This is a genomic window from Ruegeria sp. HKCCA5463, assembly GCF_013034175.1.
Taxonomy (GTDB): domain Bacteria; phylum Pseudomonadota; class Alphaproteobacteria; order Rhodobacterales; family Rhodobacteraceae; genus Ruegeria.
Map to the genome: position 1 here is coordinate 124,123 of NZ_WQFL01000004.1, position 16,390 is coordinate 140,512.

The 16,390-nt window shown below is 60.0% G+C and carries 12 protein-coding genes; 10 read left to right on the forward strand and 2 right to left on the reverse strand.

What is annotated here, in order from left to right; genetic code table 11:
* Positions 1 to 92: 92 nt before the first annotated feature.
* The gene (gene uraH / locus GOW09_RS10555; RefSeq protein ID WP_171118073.1) at positions 93 to 446 is read left to right on the forward strand and encodes a hydroxyisourate hydrolase; all 354 of its coding nucleotides are present in this window, start codon (positions 93 to 95) and stop codon (positions 444 to 446) included.
* A gap of 5 nt (positions 447 to 451) precedes the next feature.
* On the opposite strand, the gene GOW09_RS10560 is transcribed toward uraH, so the two are convergent.
* A complete protein-coding gene (locus GOW09_RS10560; RefSeq protein WP_152460538.1) occupies positions 452 to 1,372 on the reverse strand; it encodes a LysR family transcriptional regulator in 921 nt (306 codons plus the stop codon).
* Between the two features lie 101 nt (positions 1,373 to 1,473).
* Here GOW09_RS10560 and GOW09_RS10565 point away from each other — a divergent pair, with 101 nt between their 5' ends.
* Entirely contained in the window at positions 1,474 to 2,706 is a 1,233-nt protein-coding gene (locus GOW09_RS10565) for a urate hydroxylase PuuD (RefSeq protein ID WP_171118075.1), read from the forward strand.
* A gap of 53 nt (positions 2,707 to 2,759) precedes the next feature.
* Here GOW09_RS10565 and GOW09_RS10570 read toward each other — a convergent pair whose 3' ends face one another.
* On the reverse strand, positions 2,760 to 3,662 hold the full coding sequence (locus tag GOW09_RS10570) for a LysR family transcriptional regulator (RefSeq protein ID WP_152460540.1): 903 nt from the start codon (positions 3,660 to 3,662) through the stop codon (positions 2,760 to 2,762).
* Between the two features lie 155 nt (positions 3,663 to 3,817).
* Here GOW09_RS10570 and xdhA point away from each other — a divergent pair, with 155 nt between their 5' ends.
* The 8 genes from xdhA to GOW09_RS10610 all read left to right on the forward strand — a co-directional run bounded on the left by xdhA (position 3,818) and on the right by GOW09_RS10610 (position 16,217).
* Positions 3,818 to 5,281 (forward strand): xanthine dehydrogenase small subunit, encoded by a 1,464-nt coding sequence (gene xdhA, locus GOW09_RS10575; RefSeq protein WP_171118076.1) that lies wholly within the window; start codon positions 3,818 to 3,820, stop codon positions 5,279 to 5,281.
* 15 nt (positions 5,282 to 5,296) lie between these two features.
* A complete protein-coding gene (gene xdhB / locus GOW09_RS10580; protein ID WP_171118078.1) occupies positions 5,297 to 7,615 on the forward strand; it encodes a xanthine dehydrogenase molybdopterin binding subunit in 2,319 nt (772 codons plus the stop codon).
* Positions 7,616 to 7,618: 3 nt separating this feature from the next.
* Positions 7,619 to 8,497 (forward strand): xanthine dehydrogenase accessory protein XdhC, encoded by an 879-nt coding sequence (xdhC, locus tag GOW09_RS10585; protein WP_171118080.1) that lies wholly within the window; start codon positions 7,619 to 7,621, stop codon positions 8,495 to 8,497.
* 43 nt (positions 8,498 to 8,540) lie between these two features.
* Positions 8,541 to 10,142 carry a xanthine/uracil/vitamin C permease gene (locus tag GOW09_RS10590; protein ID WP_171118082.1) on the forward strand — a complete coding sequence of 534 codons (1,602 nt, stop codon included), beginning with the start codon at positions 8,541 to 8,543 and terminating at the stop codon, positions 10,140 to 10,142.
* A 516-nt stretch (positions 10,143 to 10,658) separates the two neighbouring features.
* A complete protein-coding gene (locus GOW09_RS10595; protein WP_171118084.1) occupies positions 10,659 to 12,755 on the forward strand; it encodes a hydantoinase/oxoprolinase family protein in 2,097 nt (698 codons plus the stop codon).
* The gene (locus GOW09_RS10600) at positions 12,755 to 14,419 is read left to right on the forward strand and encodes a hydantoinase B/oxoprolinase family protein (RefSeq protein WP_171118086.1); all 1,665 of its coding nucleotides are present in this window, start codon (positions 12,755 to 12,757) and stop codon (positions 14,417 to 14,419) included. Before GOW09_RS10595 ends, GOW09_RS10600 begins: the two co-directional genes overlap by 1 nt.
* Positions 14,416 to 15,483 (forward strand): histidinol-phosphate transaminase, encoded by a 1,068-nt coding sequence (locus GOW09_RS10605; protein WP_171118089.1) that lies wholly within the window; start codon positions 14,416 to 14,418, stop codon positions 15,481 to 15,483. The genes GOW09_RS10600 and GOW09_RS10605 overlap by 4 nt, the downstream gene beginning before the upstream one ends.
* A complete protein-coding gene (locus tag GOW09_RS10610; RefSeq protein WP_171118091.1) occupies positions 15,480 to 16,217 on the forward strand; it encodes an Asp/Glu racemase in 738 nt (245 codons plus the stop codon). Before GOW09_RS10605 ends, GOW09_RS10610 begins: the two co-directional genes overlap by 4 nt.
* Positions 16,218 to 16,390: the final 173 nt, after the last annotated feature.

Genomic DNA, 16,390 nt, shown 5'->3' on the forward strand with positions numbered 1-16,390 from the left:
TCAAAAAATGCAGAAAGCAGCTTCCCACAGACTGCCTTTGCTCCTGGATGCGAAATCAGACTAGTAACTGTATAACTTGAGGAGTAGCGCAAATGACCGGTTACCTTACAACACATGTTCTGGATACGGCCCGGGGGTGCCCCGCCGAAGGATTGAAAATCGAACTGTTCCGCATTGAAGGTGCAGACCGCCAGTTGCTGAAAACTCTGGTCACCAATGACGACGGCAGGACCGACGAACAAATTCTGCCCGAAGCAGAGTTTTCAACAGGTGACTACGAACTTGTCTTCCATGCCGGGGATTACCTTGATGCCTGCGGCACACCACCTGAAAACCCGCGCTTTCTGAACGTCATCCCGATCCGGTTTGGAATGTCCGAACATTCGCATTACCACGTGCCTCTGCTGCTTTCGCCCTTCGGGTACTCGACCTATCGCGGCAGCTGAGCGACCTACCGGGCCGTATTTGCCGCCGCAATCGACGACCCGATGCGTTCGATTATGAATTCCATGAAAAGCCGCGTTTTTGGGTCCTGCATACGGCGGTGCGTAAACAGACATGCCATCTGAATCGGTTCTGGCGGCGTCTTTTCCGCCACCGGAACCAGTGTCCCGGCCTTGAGATGTTGAGCGATCTCAAAAATCGGCTTCAACGCGATACCATGTCCGCCAAGCGCCCAGTCTGTCAGCACATCGCCATCGTCTGACTCGTAGCGCCCGGAAACCCGGAACCGTTTGGGCCCCGTATCGGTCCTCAAAAGCCATTGAAACTCGGTCGCGCCCGGGAACCGCAAATTGAGACATTCGTGCTCATCTGCGATCAACGCGTCCCCGCTTTCGGGCATCCCGCGCTTTTTGATGTATTTCGGGGATGCACAAAGCACTCTTTCGACATCCGCGATCTTGCGAATACGCAGGTTGCTGTCCTCTGGCTGACCAAGAAAAAATGCCAGGTCCAGACCTTCGGTTGTCAGATCAACCTTTCGGTCGGTAAGCCTTAGCCGGACGTTCACCTCGGGGTACTCGGCAAGAAACTTCGGGACCTGCGGCGCAATCAACCGACGCCCGACCCCCAAAGGCGCCGCGACATAGAGTGACCCTTTCAGGTTTTCGGTAAGATTGACGATCTGGGCTTCGGCACTTTCGACTGCTTCTAGGATCTCTGCCGCGCCACGATAGAAAGATTTTCCCTGCTCGGTGGGGGTCAGGCTGCGTGTCGTGCGTTGGAACAAACGCACGCCAAGATGCTCTTCCAATTGCGATATACGCGCCGACGTGACGGCTGGCGAAACCCTCAGATCACGGCCCGCGGCGGACATGCTGCCCAATTCATAGACCCGGACAAAGGTTCTGATGTTATCAAGGTAGGACATTTTTTTGCATTTTTTGATACTGCTTGGTCTTTACCAGCAATACCAGAACAAAACACACTCGCATAGAGTAACCGGAAGCAAAGAATCTTAGGAGCAAAGCCATGTATGACTTGGCCGTAATGTGGGAGTGGATCGCCTTTTCCGTCCGCTGGTTGCATGTGATCACCGCGATGGCGTGGATTGGGGCGTCATTCTACTTTATCGCGCTGGACCTCATGCTAAAGCCGAACCCAGCCCTGCCGGACGGGGCCTACGGCGAAGAATGGGAAGTACATGGCGGCGGCTTCTACCACACCGTCAAATACCTGGTTGCGCCCTCACGCATGCCTGAGCACCTGACCTGGCACAAATGGCAGAGTTACACGACCTGGCTGTCAGGTGCGGCGTTGCTCATGATCATATACTGGGTTGGTGGCGAGCTGTTCCTGCTTGATCCGACCAAAGTGGACCTGGCGCTGTGGCAGGGGATTCTGATTTCCGGCGGATCGCTGACCATTGGTTGGTTGCTCTACGATCAGATGTGCAAATCCAAGCTGAGCGATCACCCGACCGTTCTGATGCTGCTGTTGTTCGTGATCCTGATGATCATGTCCTGGGGTTACAACCAGATCTTCACCGGTCGTGCCGCGCTTTTGCATCTTGGCGCCTTCACTGCGACGATCATGACGGCCAACGTGTTCTTTCAGATCATGCCTAACCAGCGGATCGTGGTCGAAGACCTCAAGGCCGGTCGGACGCCTGATGCCAAATACGGCAAGATCGCCAAGGTACGATCCACGCATAACAACTACCTGACTTTGCCGGTCGTGTTCCTGATGTTGTCGAACCATTATCCGCTTGCTTTCGGCACCGAGTATTCCTGGATCATCGCCAGTCTGATCTTTCTGACGGGCGTCACCATCCGTCACTATTTCAACACGATGCACGCAACTGGGAAAGGCCCGCACTGGACCTGGGGTGTGACGGTTCTGCTAATGGTCGTGATCGCCTGGCTTTCTTCGGTGAGAAACACCGAGACATGGGAAGACGCCGAAGCGCGCGAGCTGACGCCATACGAGCAGAAATATGCGTCCGCCGCAGGCTTCGAAGATGCCTATGACACGGTCTTGGGCAATTGCTCGATGTGCCACGCCCGCGAGCCGGTGTACGGCACCATGAAATGGGCCCCGAAGAAAGTTTACCTTGAGACACCCGGCGATGTCGCCCGACATGCTGACCAGATCTATCTGCAAGCCGGGATCAGCCACGCAATGCCGCCGCCAACGGCAGTGCAAATGGATGAAGAGGCACGCCAAACCATCATCGCATGGGTGCGTGAAGTCAGAAACCAATAGTCGCCTTCGCGCAAAACGATGACAGCGAACCGGGCCGTGATGCCTGGTTTTCTTTACGCGAAAAAGCGTTTGCTGTGCTGTGCGATATGTTCGACGAACAGGCGCACCTTGGGATCTTGCAGCTTTTTGTGCGGATAAAGGCACCCGAAAATCGTTGGCAAGGGGGGCGTCTCGGGCAGGACCTCGACCAGCCGCCCATCCTCGAGAAACTCCCGCACGTCAAAGCGCGGCTTGTTGACGATCCCACGACCGGCCAAAGCCCAGTCCGTCAGCACATCACCATCATCCGCGTCGTATTTGCCGCCAACTTCAAGCTTTCGCGGCCCCATGTCAGTGCGAAGAGTCCAATAGTATTCCGGAGACCTTGGATAACGCAGCAACAGGCAGTTATGGGGCATGTGCAACAAATCATCCGGTGTTTTGGGCGTCCCAAACCGCGACAGGTAATCGGGCGAAGCGCACAGAACACGATCACAATCCGCGAACTTCCGCAGTTTCATGGTTGAATCGCCGGGTTCACCAATGAAAAAGGCGATATCCAGACCGTCGGCCAGAATGTCCACCTTGCGATCGGACAGACGCATGCGAATCTCTGTTTCCGGGTAGCGGTCAGAAAATTCCGGCACCAGAGGCGCAACGATTCTGCGCCCGACACCCAAAGGCGCGGTGATGCGGATCGCCCCCCGAGGCGCGTCGGAAAAGCTGGCGACACGCGCTTCGGCGTGATCAAGCGCCAGCAGGACCGCCTTGGCTTCATCGTAGAAAACCGTCCCCACTTCGGTTGGTGTCATCGACCGGGTGGTTCGGTTGAACAGCCGCACACCCAGATGGTTTTCAAGCTCTTTCAACCGTTTGCTGGCCACCGCCGGGGTCAACCGAAGATCACGCCCGCCAGAGGTGATGCTGCCCAGCTCCATCACTCGGACAAAAACACGCAGACTTTCGATGTAAGACATTGGATCCTCCCAGCAGCGAAAGAATGCGCCATGGCCCCATCTTTTTCAACGATCTGTTGAAAGTATTTGCCGTTTGCAGCGATTTTCCACCTCAATCTTTGCTCCTATGGTTCCACTGACCACCCTCCGGAAGGCAGGGGCAGAGGGAGAATTCCATGACGCATCGCACCGACATCCGATTTGTCCTGAATGGCCGGGACGTGTCCGTCGCAAATGTTTCGGCAGACCAGACGCTTCTGGATTTCCTGCGGCTGGACCGCCGGCTGACAGGTACCAAGGAAGGCTGCGCCGAAGGCGACTGCGGTGCTTGCACCGTTCTTGTCGGGCGGCTTGGTGACGCTGGTCTGACCTATGCTCCGGTCAATGCCTGTATCCGGTTTCTTGCCTCCGTCGATGGCTGCCATGTGGTCACGGTTGAACACCTGTCCGGCCCCGATGGTCGCCTGCATCCCGTTCAACAGGCGATGGTCGATCACCATGGCAGCCAATGCGGGTTCTGTACGCCGGGCTTCGTCATGGCCCTCTATGCGCTTTGGATGCACACTCCGGAACCGACCGAAGTGCAGGTTGAAACCGCATTGCAGGGCAACCTGTGCCGCTGCACCGGGTATGAGCCGATCATCCGAGCGGCCATTGCCGTCAGCCGCTACGGCACCCCGGCATCTGATCATCTGAACACCGAACGCGAAACCATGACCGCGCGTCTGGCGGCCCTGAAGGACGGGCGGCGCGTGGTCTCCGGACCCGAAAACAACCTGAGCATTCTGCCATCCAGCGTCGATGATCTTGCCGAATGCCTGCAAGCTTATCCAAACGCCACGATCGTGGCCGGAGCCACCGATGTGGGCCTTTGGGTGACCAAGTTCCTGCGCGACATTGGCCCCGCCATCTTCACCGGTCATCTCGAAGACCTGAAAACAGTCGAAAGACAGGGGTCTCTCCTCCTGATCGGTGCCGGCGCCAGCTACACCGATTGCCAGGACCTTCTGTCTGAACACCTGCCACACCTGTCCTCCTACTGGGATCGCATCGCAGGGTGGCAGGTGCGGAATATGGGAACCGTAGGTGGGAATATCGCCAACGGCTCACCCATCGGGGACACGCCGCCGGTTCTCATCGCGCTCGGCGCGGAAATCACTCTGCGGCGCGGTTCCGAACGCCGAACCCTGCCTCTGGCTGACTTCTTCATCGACTATGGCAAGCAGGACCGTCTGCCAGACGAATTTGTCGAAAGCATCCGCGTGCCCCTGCCCCGACCCGATGATCTGGACGCGGCTTACAAGATTTCCAAGCGCCGAGACGAGGATATTTCTTCCGTGGCCGCCGGACTGCACATGAGCGTCACAGACGGGATCATCAGCGATGTGCGCATTGCATTCGGGGGCATGGCCGCCACGCCTAAACGCGCATCGACAGCCGAGGCGGCGCTGAACGGCCAACCCTGGGCACGCGAAAGTTTCGAAGCCGCCGCTGAAGCGCTGGCCGAGGATTTCGCGCCTCTTACAGATTGGCGCGCATCGTCGGACTATCGGATGCTGACCGCCCAAAACCTGCTGCGCCGGTTCTTCCTTGAAAACGACGGCGAAACCGACACCCCCGTTCAACTGGCTAGTGCCTGATCAGGAGACGACAACATGAAAGACAACGTTTCCATCATTGGATCGGCTCACACCAATGTAAACCATGACAGTGCGGTCAAGCACGTCACGGGGCAGGCCGACTACACGGACGACATTGCGCTGCCACAAGGCGCGCTGCACGCGTATCTCGGCGTTTCAGACGTCGCGCACGCCAAGCTTCTGGGTATCGATTTCAGCGACGTTCTGGCAATGCCCGGCGTGGTCGGCGTGCTGACCGCTGATGACGTGCCGGGGGCCAATGATATCAGCCCGACCCACCTGAACGACGAACCGGTTTTCCCGACCGACGCCATACAATTTCACGGCCAGCCGTTGTTTGCCGTGATTGCCGAGACCCGCGACATCGCGCGCCGCGCCGCTGAACGGGCAAAGATCGAATACGAAACCCTGCCCCACGCGTTGGACCCGATCACCGCGCAGAAAGCAGGATACCCGCATGTCACAGCGCCCCTCAAGCTGGAGCGGGGAGACGTGGCACCGGCTCAGGCGGCCGCGCCCAACCGGATCAAAGGCCGCATGAGCGTTGGCGGTCAGGATCACATGTACCTTGAAGGTCACATCGCCTTTGCGATTCCCGGCGAAGACGACGACGTGGTGGTGCATTGCTCGACCCAGCACCCGTCCGAGGCGCAGCACATGGTGGCGCATGTCCTTGGGGTGCCGTCCAATGCGGTCGTGGTCAACGTCCGTCGCATGGGTGGGGGGTTTGGCGGCAAGGAAAGCCAGATGAACCTGTTCTGCGCAGTGGCGGCCATGGCTGCCAAAAAGTGGAACCGCGCCGTCAAAATCCGCCCCGACCGGGATCAGGACATGACCGCAACCGGCAAACGCCACGACTTCGTGATCGACTATGATGTCGCCTTTGACGATGAAGGTCGCATTCAGGCGGTCGAAGGCAGCTTTGCCGCGCGCTGTGGCTTTTCGGCAGACCTGTCCGGCCCCGTGACCGACCGGGCGCTTTTCCACGCGGACAACGCCTATTTCTATCCGAATGTGCGTCTGAACAGTCGCCCGATGAAGACCAACACCGTATCGAATACCGCGTTTCGTGGGTTTGGCGGCCCGCAGGGCGTGATCGCGGCGGAACGGATGATCGAAGAAATCGCCTATGCCACGGGGCAGGATCCGTTGGATGTGCGCAAGGCCAATTTCTATGGCACCACGGACCGCAACGTGACCCCGTATCACCAAGAGGTCGAAGACTGCATTCTCGACCGGCTGGTCGGAGAGCTGGAAGAGACCTCGGAATACCGCCAGCGCCGTCAGGATATCATCGCGTTCAACAAGACATCGCCGGTTCTGAAAAAAGGCATAGCGCTGACACCGGTCAAGTTCGGCATTTCTTTCACTGCGACCTGGTACAATCAGGCCGGTGCGCTGGTGCATGTCTATAACGACGGGTCGATCCACCTGAACCATGGTGGCACCGAAATGGGCCAGGGTCTGAACACCAAGGTTGCTCAGGTCGTGGCCGAGGCCTTCCAGGTCGATTTCAACCGGATCAAGATTACCAAGACGACGACTGAAAAAGTTCCCAACACCTCGGCCACTGCGGCGTCCAGCGGGACCGACCTGAATGGCATGGCGGCGTTGAACGCAGTCGAACAGATCAAGGAACGTCTGGTGAAGTTCGCATCCGAGACCTGGAACGTCTCGCCAGAGGAAGTGGTCTTCCACGCCAATCAGGTGCATATCGGCCAAGACGTTCTGGCCTTCGATGCATTCATCAAACAGGCCTATCTGGCGCGCGTGCAACTGTCGGCGGCCGGGTTCTACAAGACGCCAAAAATCCACTGGGACCGGGCCAAAGGACAAGGCCGCCCGTTCTATTACTTCGCCTATGGTGCGTCCTGTTCAGAGGTCGCGATTGACACACTGACCGGTGAATACCGCGTGGATCGGACGGATCTGCTGCACGACGTCGGACGTTCGCTGAACCCTATGCTGGACAAAGGTCAGGTCGAAGGCGCATTCATTCAAGGTATGGGATGGCTGACCACTGAAGAACTTTGGTGGGACGATGCCGGCCGCCTGCGCACCCATGCTCCGTCGACATACAAGATCCCGCTCGCGTCAGACCGCCCGCGCATCTTCAACGTGAACCTTACCGATTGGTCGGAAAACCGCGAGCTGACCATCAAACGCTCCAAGGCCGTCGGTGAGCCGCCGTTCATGCTGGGAATTTCGGTGTTCGAGGCCCTGTCGATGGCCGTTGCCTCGGTCACTGATTACCGGGAATGCCCCCGCCTTGACGCGCCGGCCACGCCCGAACGTGTGCTCATGGCCGTCGCGCGGCTGCAAGCCGGGTCCTGAGCCATGGTTGCCCCGGGTTCTCTGAACGAATTTCTGTCCGCGCAGCATAGCGTGATCCGCGTTGCGTTGACCCGAGTCCGCGGGTCTTCGCCGCGCAATGAGGGGACAGAAATGTTCGTCGCGCCCGGGGCGTTGTGGGGAACCATAGGCGGTGGACAATTGGAATTCCTCGCCATCAACGCCGCGCGGGACATGCTGCGTGACGGTGCGTTGCATCAGGATCTGGACGTGCCACTTGGCCCCGAGATCGGGCAATGCTGCGGCGGCCGGGTCGAATTGAACCTGTCCCGCATGCGTGCGTCCGACAAATGGGCCGCGACGGAACGCGCGGCCCGGAACGAAGATGCTTTGCCTCATGTCTATGTCATGGGGGCGGGCCACGTGGGGCGTGCCCTGGCCAATCAGTTTCAGCATCTGCCGGTGCGCTGCATCCTCGTCGATACCAGACCCGAAGAGATCGCGCTTTGCGCCGCAGATGTCGAAACCCGGGTCAGCGCGATTCCCGAAGCCGAAATCTGGCGCGCGCCCGCAGGCAGCGCCTTTGTCGTTCTGACCCATGATCACGGGCTGGATTTTCTGCTGACGACCGCCGCGCTGGAACGAAATGACGCCGCTTATGTGGGGATGATCGGTTCCGCCACAAAGCGAATAAAGCTCAGGAACTGGGCGCAGAAACACTGTGACGGACAGTCCATCGAACATTTGAAATGCCCCATTGGGGCTAGCGGTAGCCGCGACAAGCGGCCCAGCGTCATCGCCGCCTTCGTGGCGGCCGAAGTGATGGCTGAATTGACCTCTGAAACTGCCGCGACCGCCCTGACCGGGGCAAACCAGGCACCCCTGCGGGGCCATCATCACGACCGGAAAGGGAGATCGGCCTGACACCTGTCGGGCCAAACCGGTCACATCAGAGGAGGAGACCGTCATGGACGGGAGGACCTATGAATACAAGCTGTTTAGCCGCAGCGATTTCAGCGCTTTCTGGGCGCTGTTTACCGACAACCTTGTCAACTTGCTGATCCTGTCCGGGGTCTGCCAATTCGTGTTTCAAATGCCTGCGGACATCGTCTTTGGCCGCATCGTTCCCGGCGCTGCCATAGCGATTTTGGCCGGTGTAACCGTCTACGCATACCTCGCCAAATGGGCGGCAAACGCGCAGGGCAAAGACGTAACCGCGTTGCCCTACGGCATCTCGACGCCAGTTATGTTCGTCTACCTGTTCGGGGTGATCGGACCCATCTATTGGGCGACAAATGATCCAATGCTTGCCTGGCAAGTGGGCATCGGCGCCGGGTTCATGGGCGGCATCGTCGCGGCTTTGGGCGCGGTGGTTGGACCGTATCTCAAGCGGATCACGCCACGTGCGGGGATGCTGGGGACGCTGTGCGGCATTGCCCTGGTCTTCATCGGCTCTGTGCCGCTGGCCGAAGTGTTCGAGAACCCCATCATTGGCTTTACGTCGCTGCTGTTCATCCTCTGGGGGTTGATCGGCCGTTTCCGCCTGCCGGGCAATGTTCCGGCCGGCCTTGTCGCGATTGCTGCCGGTACCGTGATCGCCCTTCTGCTTGGCGAGTCCAAAATTGATGTCAGCGGCATCGGGTTCTACCCGCCGATCCCGTATTTCGGTGATCTGATCGCCGGTGTGCAATACCTGTTCGCCAACCCTGAGCTGTTCCTGGTGCTGATCCCCGTGCAGATCTACAACTTCATCGAAACGATGAACAACGTGGAATCCGCCGAAGCGGCAGGCGACCATTACCCTGTCGGGCTCTGCCAGGTGACGGACGGCGCAGGCACGATGCTGGGCGCTCTGTTTGGTTCGCCATTCCCGACAACCGTTTACATCGGCCATCCGGCCTATAAACGGCTTGATGCCCATGCGGGGTATATTGTCGGTGTGGCCGTTGTAATTGCCGCCGCCGCCTTTCTGGGGTTCCTGTCCTTCCTTGCGGGGCTGATCCCGATCGCCGCAGCCGCACCGGTACTGGTCTTTGTATCAGTCAGCCTGATCACCAACACCGCCTGGGCCGTTAAACCGATGCACATGGCCGCGGTATCCTTTGCGATCCTGCCCCATATCTCGGCCTTCCTGATGGTCAAATGGGGATCGTTGATGAACGCGCTGCGCAGCAGCGGTGTCGAAGGGCTGCCATCCTTGGGAGATCCTGATCTGACCTCGGCCCTTCTGATGGAAGGGGCTCATTACGAGGGGCACCTTGCCCTGAGCCAGGGGGCGATCATCACCGGTCTGGTCTGGGGTGCCATCGTGGCCGATGTGATTGACGGGCGCTTCCGGATGGCCGGCGCGTTTGCTGTCGCAGGTGGGCTGATGTCTTCGATCGGCATCATCCATTCCTACACGCTACAGATGCCTCAGTTCGACGGGATAACCATCGGCTATCTGATCATCGGCGCGTTCCTGTACGTCTACCCGGTGTTCGCCCCCAAAGAGGATCTTGAGCATCGCATCATCGTACCGGACGAGCCCGACCTCATCGATGACGACTCACCAGCTCAACAGGCCTGATCGGCAACGGGGCAGTCGCACGGCTGCCCCAAAAACCATCCCTTCCCGTTCAATCGTGGCCGTTCAAGACGCAGAGTTTGCCCTGCGGTCGCTTGCAGATCTTTCTCTCGCCTATCTCAGAGTTACGGCATGTGGTTCGAAAGGGTCTTGCAGAGGATCGTCCTTCCGAACCACGCATCTGCGTCGCCTGGGCATCTTCCATCACGAACACGGGCGCTGCATCGGCCGGGTCACACAAAACAGACGACCACAGGTGACGTGCGCGGGGTCAAGACCCTCACCCGCAAGCGCCGCAATCGGCCAGGCGTGACGAATTTTGTCGTTTGCAGGCATTTTTGTCGCTTTCCGGCTTGTTGCGGCAAGCTGGTGTGAACAAGAATACCTGCTTATGAAGAGTTGTTTTCCAAATCCCATGGACCGCCGTGCCACCGGCTGTGACCTTGTGATCCCAGCCTGATCTCAGGGCCTCTGGCCCCTACGCATCACGCTGTGACTACGGATTTTTCGGATAACCTCATGACAACTCAAGCGCTGCGCCTGGCCATCGATATTGGCGGCACGTTCACGGATACGGTTCTTGTCTCTGGCGAAGAGACGATACTTGCCTCGACCAAAACCCTGACCACACATCACAACCCCGCCGACGGAGCCATTCAAGGCGCAGCGCGCGTAATGCAACAGACAGGGCACCGTCTGAGCGAAGTCACCGGTTTCATTCACGGCACCACGCTGGCCACCAACGCGCTGATCGAAAAACGCGGCGCGGTCGTGGCAACCGTGACCACCGAAGGGTTCAGGGACATTCTGGAAATCGCCTACGAGCGGCGCTATTCGCAATATGACATCAATCTGGAAAAACCTGATCTGCTGGTGCCGCGTGAGCGCGCGCTGACGGTCCGCGAGCGCGTTTCGGCGGATGGCAAGGTATTGATACCGATGGAAGACACAGCCATCGACGCGCTGTTGAAGGACATCGACGCCAGCGGAGCAGAAGCCATCGCCATCTGCCTGATGCACGCATATGCAAACCCCGAGCACGAGCGCAGGCTGCGCGACATGCTGGCGGACAGGCGCCCCTATCTGACCGTCTCGATTTCGTCGGACGTCAGCCCCGAAGCGCGCGAATTCGACCGGCTGTGCACGACAGTAGCCAACGCCTATATCCAGCCTCTGATGGCAACGTATCTGGCCCGGTTTGTCCGGCAATTCGAGGCCCAGGGCGTCACCTGTCCGATCCTGATGATGACAGCGGGTGGTGGAATGTGCACCATGCGAACCGCCGCGCGGTTTCCGATCCGGCTGGTGGAATCCGGCCCTGCCGGCGGTGCCATTCTGGCCGCCCGCGTCGCTGCCCGCGCCGGTCTGGGCCAGGTATTGTCCTTTGACGTGGGTGGCACCACCGCCAAACTGTGCCTGATCGACAACGCCCGTCCCCAGACCTCGCGCCAGTTTGAGATTGCACGCGCCGCACGGTTTATCAAAGGGTCCGGTATGCCGGTGCGTATACCGGTCATCGAAATGATCGAGATCGGCGCCGGAGGCGGTTCGATTGCCGGGGTTGACCGGTTGGGGCGGCTGACCGTGGGGCCAAAATCAGCGGGATCCGAGCCCGGCCCCGCCGCCTTCATGCGCGGCGGAACCGAACCTACGGTGACTGACAGTGATATTGCACTGGGATATATCGTACCGGACACGTTTGCCGAGGGGCATATTCAGCTTGATCCCGACGCTTCGAAACGAGCGCTGAGCCGGGTGATCGGGTCAAAGCTGGATCTGGATGCCGTAGGCGCCGCCGATGGCGTCAGCCGTATCGTCGACGAAAGCATGGCCAGCGCGGGTCGGATGCATGCGGTGGAATCCGGCAAGGACCTTGGCCCACGAACAATGATAGCGTTTGGGGGCAACGGGCCATTGCACGCCAGCCGGGTCGCGCGATCCGCCGGGGTCAGCCGCATCGTGATCCCGCCCGATCCCGGTGTCGGATCGGCTGTCGGCTTCCTGTTCGCTCCGGTGTCTTTCGAGATCGTCCGATCGCATTATACGTTGCTGGGCAGCATGGACCTGAACGGGATCAACACGCTGTTCGAAGCCATGATTTCCGAGGCAAGAGAGGTCGTCTTGCAAGGGGCCGGCGATGTCCCGACCCAGACGCTGCGCACTGCTTTCATGCGCTACCACGGACAAGGGCACGAGATCGAGATCACCCTTCCCGACCGCCCCCTGACCGCCGAAGATATCGAGCCGCTGACCGCTGCATTCGAACAGGAATACCGCAAGCAATTCTCGCGCCCAGTGCCGGGGATGCAGATCGAGATCCTCAATTGGGCGGTGCGGGTCGCGACCTGTGACAGCTTCGTGCCGGCGGTTCCTGAAACGCCCCGGTTGAAGACAATCTCGGCGCCGGAAACCCGTCCGATCACCTGTGACGTGGACGGAGTGTCGAAACCAGCGGCCTTCGTTGCCCGAGCGGATCTGAAGCCGGGCGACTACGTTCACGGCCCCGCATTGATCACCGAACCGCAGACAACCACGCTCGTATCCGCCGACTTCTCGGCCCACGTGGATGCCATGGGAAACCTCGTCCTCGTTCGGGGCCAGAAAGGAGGCGCATGATGTCGTCCGATCTTTCACACGATCTTTCGCCCGCCCGATTGCAGGTGATGTGGAATCGTCTGCTGGCCGTGGTCGAAGAACAGGGCCAAACCCTGATCCGCGCCGCCTTCAGCCCGATCGTACGCGAATGCGGTGACATCTCTGCCGGGATATTTGACGCCGATGGCCGGATGCTGGCGCAGGCCGTGACCGGCACACCAGGGCACATCAACACCATGGCCGAGGCGGTGCAGCACCTGCGCCGGGCTTTCCCGGTTCAGACCATGAAGCCGGGCGACATCTACATGACGAACGACCCATGGCTTGCCTCGGGGCACCTGAACGATTTTCTGCTGATGATGCCCGCATTCAAGGATGGCAAGGTGGTGGGCTTTACCTCCTGCACCTCGCATCTTGTTGATCTGGGTGGGTTGGGCATGGGCCCCGAAGGTTCCGACATCTATGACGAGGGCCTGCTGATCCCGCCCTGCAAGCTGGTTGAACAGGGCACTCCCAACGCTTTGCTGCTGGACATCATCCGCGCCAACAGCCGCGAACCCGTCGCCAATGATGGCGACATCTATGCACTGATCGCCTGTTGCGAAGCCGGGGTTGCAAGGCTGCTGTCGATGATGGAGGAATTTAGCCTCGACGATCTGGAGACGCTCGGCTCGTACATCATCGACACGTCGCGCCGCGGCACGCTGGAGGCCATCGCCGACGTGCCCGAAGGTGTCTACAAGAATGTTCTGAAGATGGACGGCTATGAGAATGAGCTGGAGCTGCACGCCACCCTGACCGTAAGGAAGGACGGCATGCATGTGGATTTCTCGGGCACCTCGGGCTGTTCGCGCAAGGGCATCAACGTGCCGCTGAACTATGCCACCGCCTATACGGTGTTTGCCTTGCGCTGCATTGTCGGCGCGGACATTCCCAACAATGCGGGATCGCTGGAGCCGTTTACCGTTGACGGGCCAAAGGGCTGCATCCTGAACGCGCAGCGCCCGGTGCCGGTTGCGATGCGGCATACCCTGGGTCAGGTCACGCCCGATCTGGTTCTGGGCTGCCTGCATCAGGCCCTGCCCGATGCGGTCCCGGCCGAAGGCGCAAGTTGCATGTTCGACTTGCCCATGCGCCACGCACCCGAAGTGGCCCGTGACGGCGGTCGCGAATTCGCGGTGGAACCCGTGCACAATGGCGGAACCGGCGCGCGACCTCATGCCGATGGTCTGTCGGCCACGGCCTATCCGTCGGGCGTGTTCGGCAGTCAGGTCGAGATCACCGAAAGCGTCGCACCCGTGACGATCTGGCGGCGCGAACTGCGCCCAGATTCCGGCGGCGCGGGCAAGTATCGCGGCGGGCTGGGGCAACGGATCGAGATGACCTCGTCCAACGGGGCGCCCTTTATCGTGTTCCTGTCGGTCGAACGGCTGAAATACCCGGCGCTTGGCCGTATGGGCGGCAGACCCGGCGCGCCCGGTCGCATCCGATTCAGGGACGGTGCAAACGATATTCCGGGCAAAGGAGAATTGCGGGTGGAACACGGTGATTATCTGATCTTCGATACACCGGGGGGTGGAGGCTTTGGCGACCCCGCCGAACGCGACCCGGATGCGCTGGCACTGGACATCAAACGCGGGTTGGTAAGTGCGCAAGGCGCCAGGATTTACGGGGATGACGCATGATCCGACCGGTTCCTTACGTAGGTGCCATGGGCGCTTATACGCTGGCTGATCCGAACGGCGCAGGCACGATTTCACTGGCGCAGAACGAAAGCGCCTTTCCCGCAAGCCCCGCCGCCGTTGCGGCCGGGCAGGCAGCGCTGGCGGATCTGGCCCTTTATCCAGATCCGGAATGGGCCGAAATGCGCTCGGCCATTGCCGAGGTGCACAGGCTCGACCCCGCGCGCATTTTATGTGGGGCGGGCTCGATGGAACTGATTGGCTGTCTGATCCGCGCCTTTGCCGGACCGGGCGATCAGGTGCTGGGCACACAATATGGCTATGCCTTTGTCGCCTCGGCCACAGCACAGGCACAGGCCGAATATGTGGCAGCGCCCGAGGTCGATTTGACCGTATCGGTGGACGCGCTGCTGGCCGCTGTCACACCTGCCACCCGCATCGTGTTCGTCTGCAATCCGGGCAACCCCACCGGCACGCTGATCCCGAATGACGAAATTGTCCGCCTGCGATCGGATCTGCCTGGCGATACATTGCTGGTGGTGGACCAGGCCTATGCGGAATTTGCCGATGCCACGAACGATCCCGCGCAGATCTTTGCGCTGGTGGATCGGAGCGACACCGTGATCACGCGTACATGTTCCAAGGCCTACGGGCTGGCGGGGGCGCGGGCCGGCTGGGGCTGTTTCCCAAGCGAAATCTCGGGTGAGGTCCGCAAGCTTTTGAATCCCAACAATATCTCGATTGCCTCGCAGGCAGCGGCGGCGGCGGCGATGCGGGATCAGGCCCATATGCGCAACGTGGTCGCACGGACAGCCGAAATTCGGGACCGGTTTGCGCAGGAATGCCGCGAACTGGGCCTGAGCGTGCCGGAAAGCCACACAAATTTCGTGCTGATCCGCTTTGCCTCGACCGCGCAGGCACAGCGCGCCGACACGGCCCTGCGGGCTGAGCGCCTGATGATGCGCGGCATGGGCGGCTATGGTTTGTCGGACTGTTTGCGCGCCACGATCTGTGCGCCCGAGGTGATGGACAAGGCCCGCGACATCTTGAAAGGAGCGCTGACATGACCGAGACCCGCACAGCCGCCAAGATCGGTGTTCTGGTGCCCTTCACCAACACCAATCTGGAACCGGATATGGAGATGCTGCGACCACCAAACACCACCATCCATTTCCAGCGCATGGGCGGCTATGACGTGAATGAAATTCCCGGCTCGGATCAAATGGCAGGTTTGGGCGCTTCGGATATCAGCCACGATCTGCGGATGATCTCGGGGGTGCGGCCCGATGTGGTGCTGTACGGCTGCACCTCGGCCACCCTGACCCATGGGCCGTCTTTCGACGCTGAGCTGGCGCAACAGATCAAATCGGAATCCGGTGCGCTGTCGCTGACCGCGGCCGGATCATTGATCGCCGCAATCAAGGCACTGGGGGCCACGAAGGTCGGCTTTTCCTCGCCCTATCTGGGCGAAATAAACGCTCAGGCGATGGATTTCATGGCCCAGAACGGAATCGAGACCGTTCGATGCGCCGATGTGGGCCGAAAGCTGGGCAATTACGGTCAGGGAGAGCTGACCCCGGACGACGTCTATGAACTGGCCTGTCAGGCCGATCACCCGCAGGCACAGGCCATAATTCTCAGCTGCACCGACATGCGTTCGGTCGAGGCGGTCGACCGGATTGAAGCAACGCTGGGCAAGCCGGTCGTCACCTCAAATCAGGCGATGATGTTCTGCCTTATGCGGGCGCTGAACCTGCCGCGTCATGACGCGCTGCCAGGGCGATTGTTCGACCTGCTCTGACCGGATCAGGGCGCAAGGCGACAATGTAAAAAAGCAAGCTCACCTCGAGCGGGTCTTGGATCACCCAGACTTGCTCCCAGCTCCAATTCAACCTGTGCAGCGGGCGGCAGGGCCTGCATCATCGCCGCCATCAGGATCAAGGGTGCGGATGTGCCGGTCGGAACGCGTTTCAA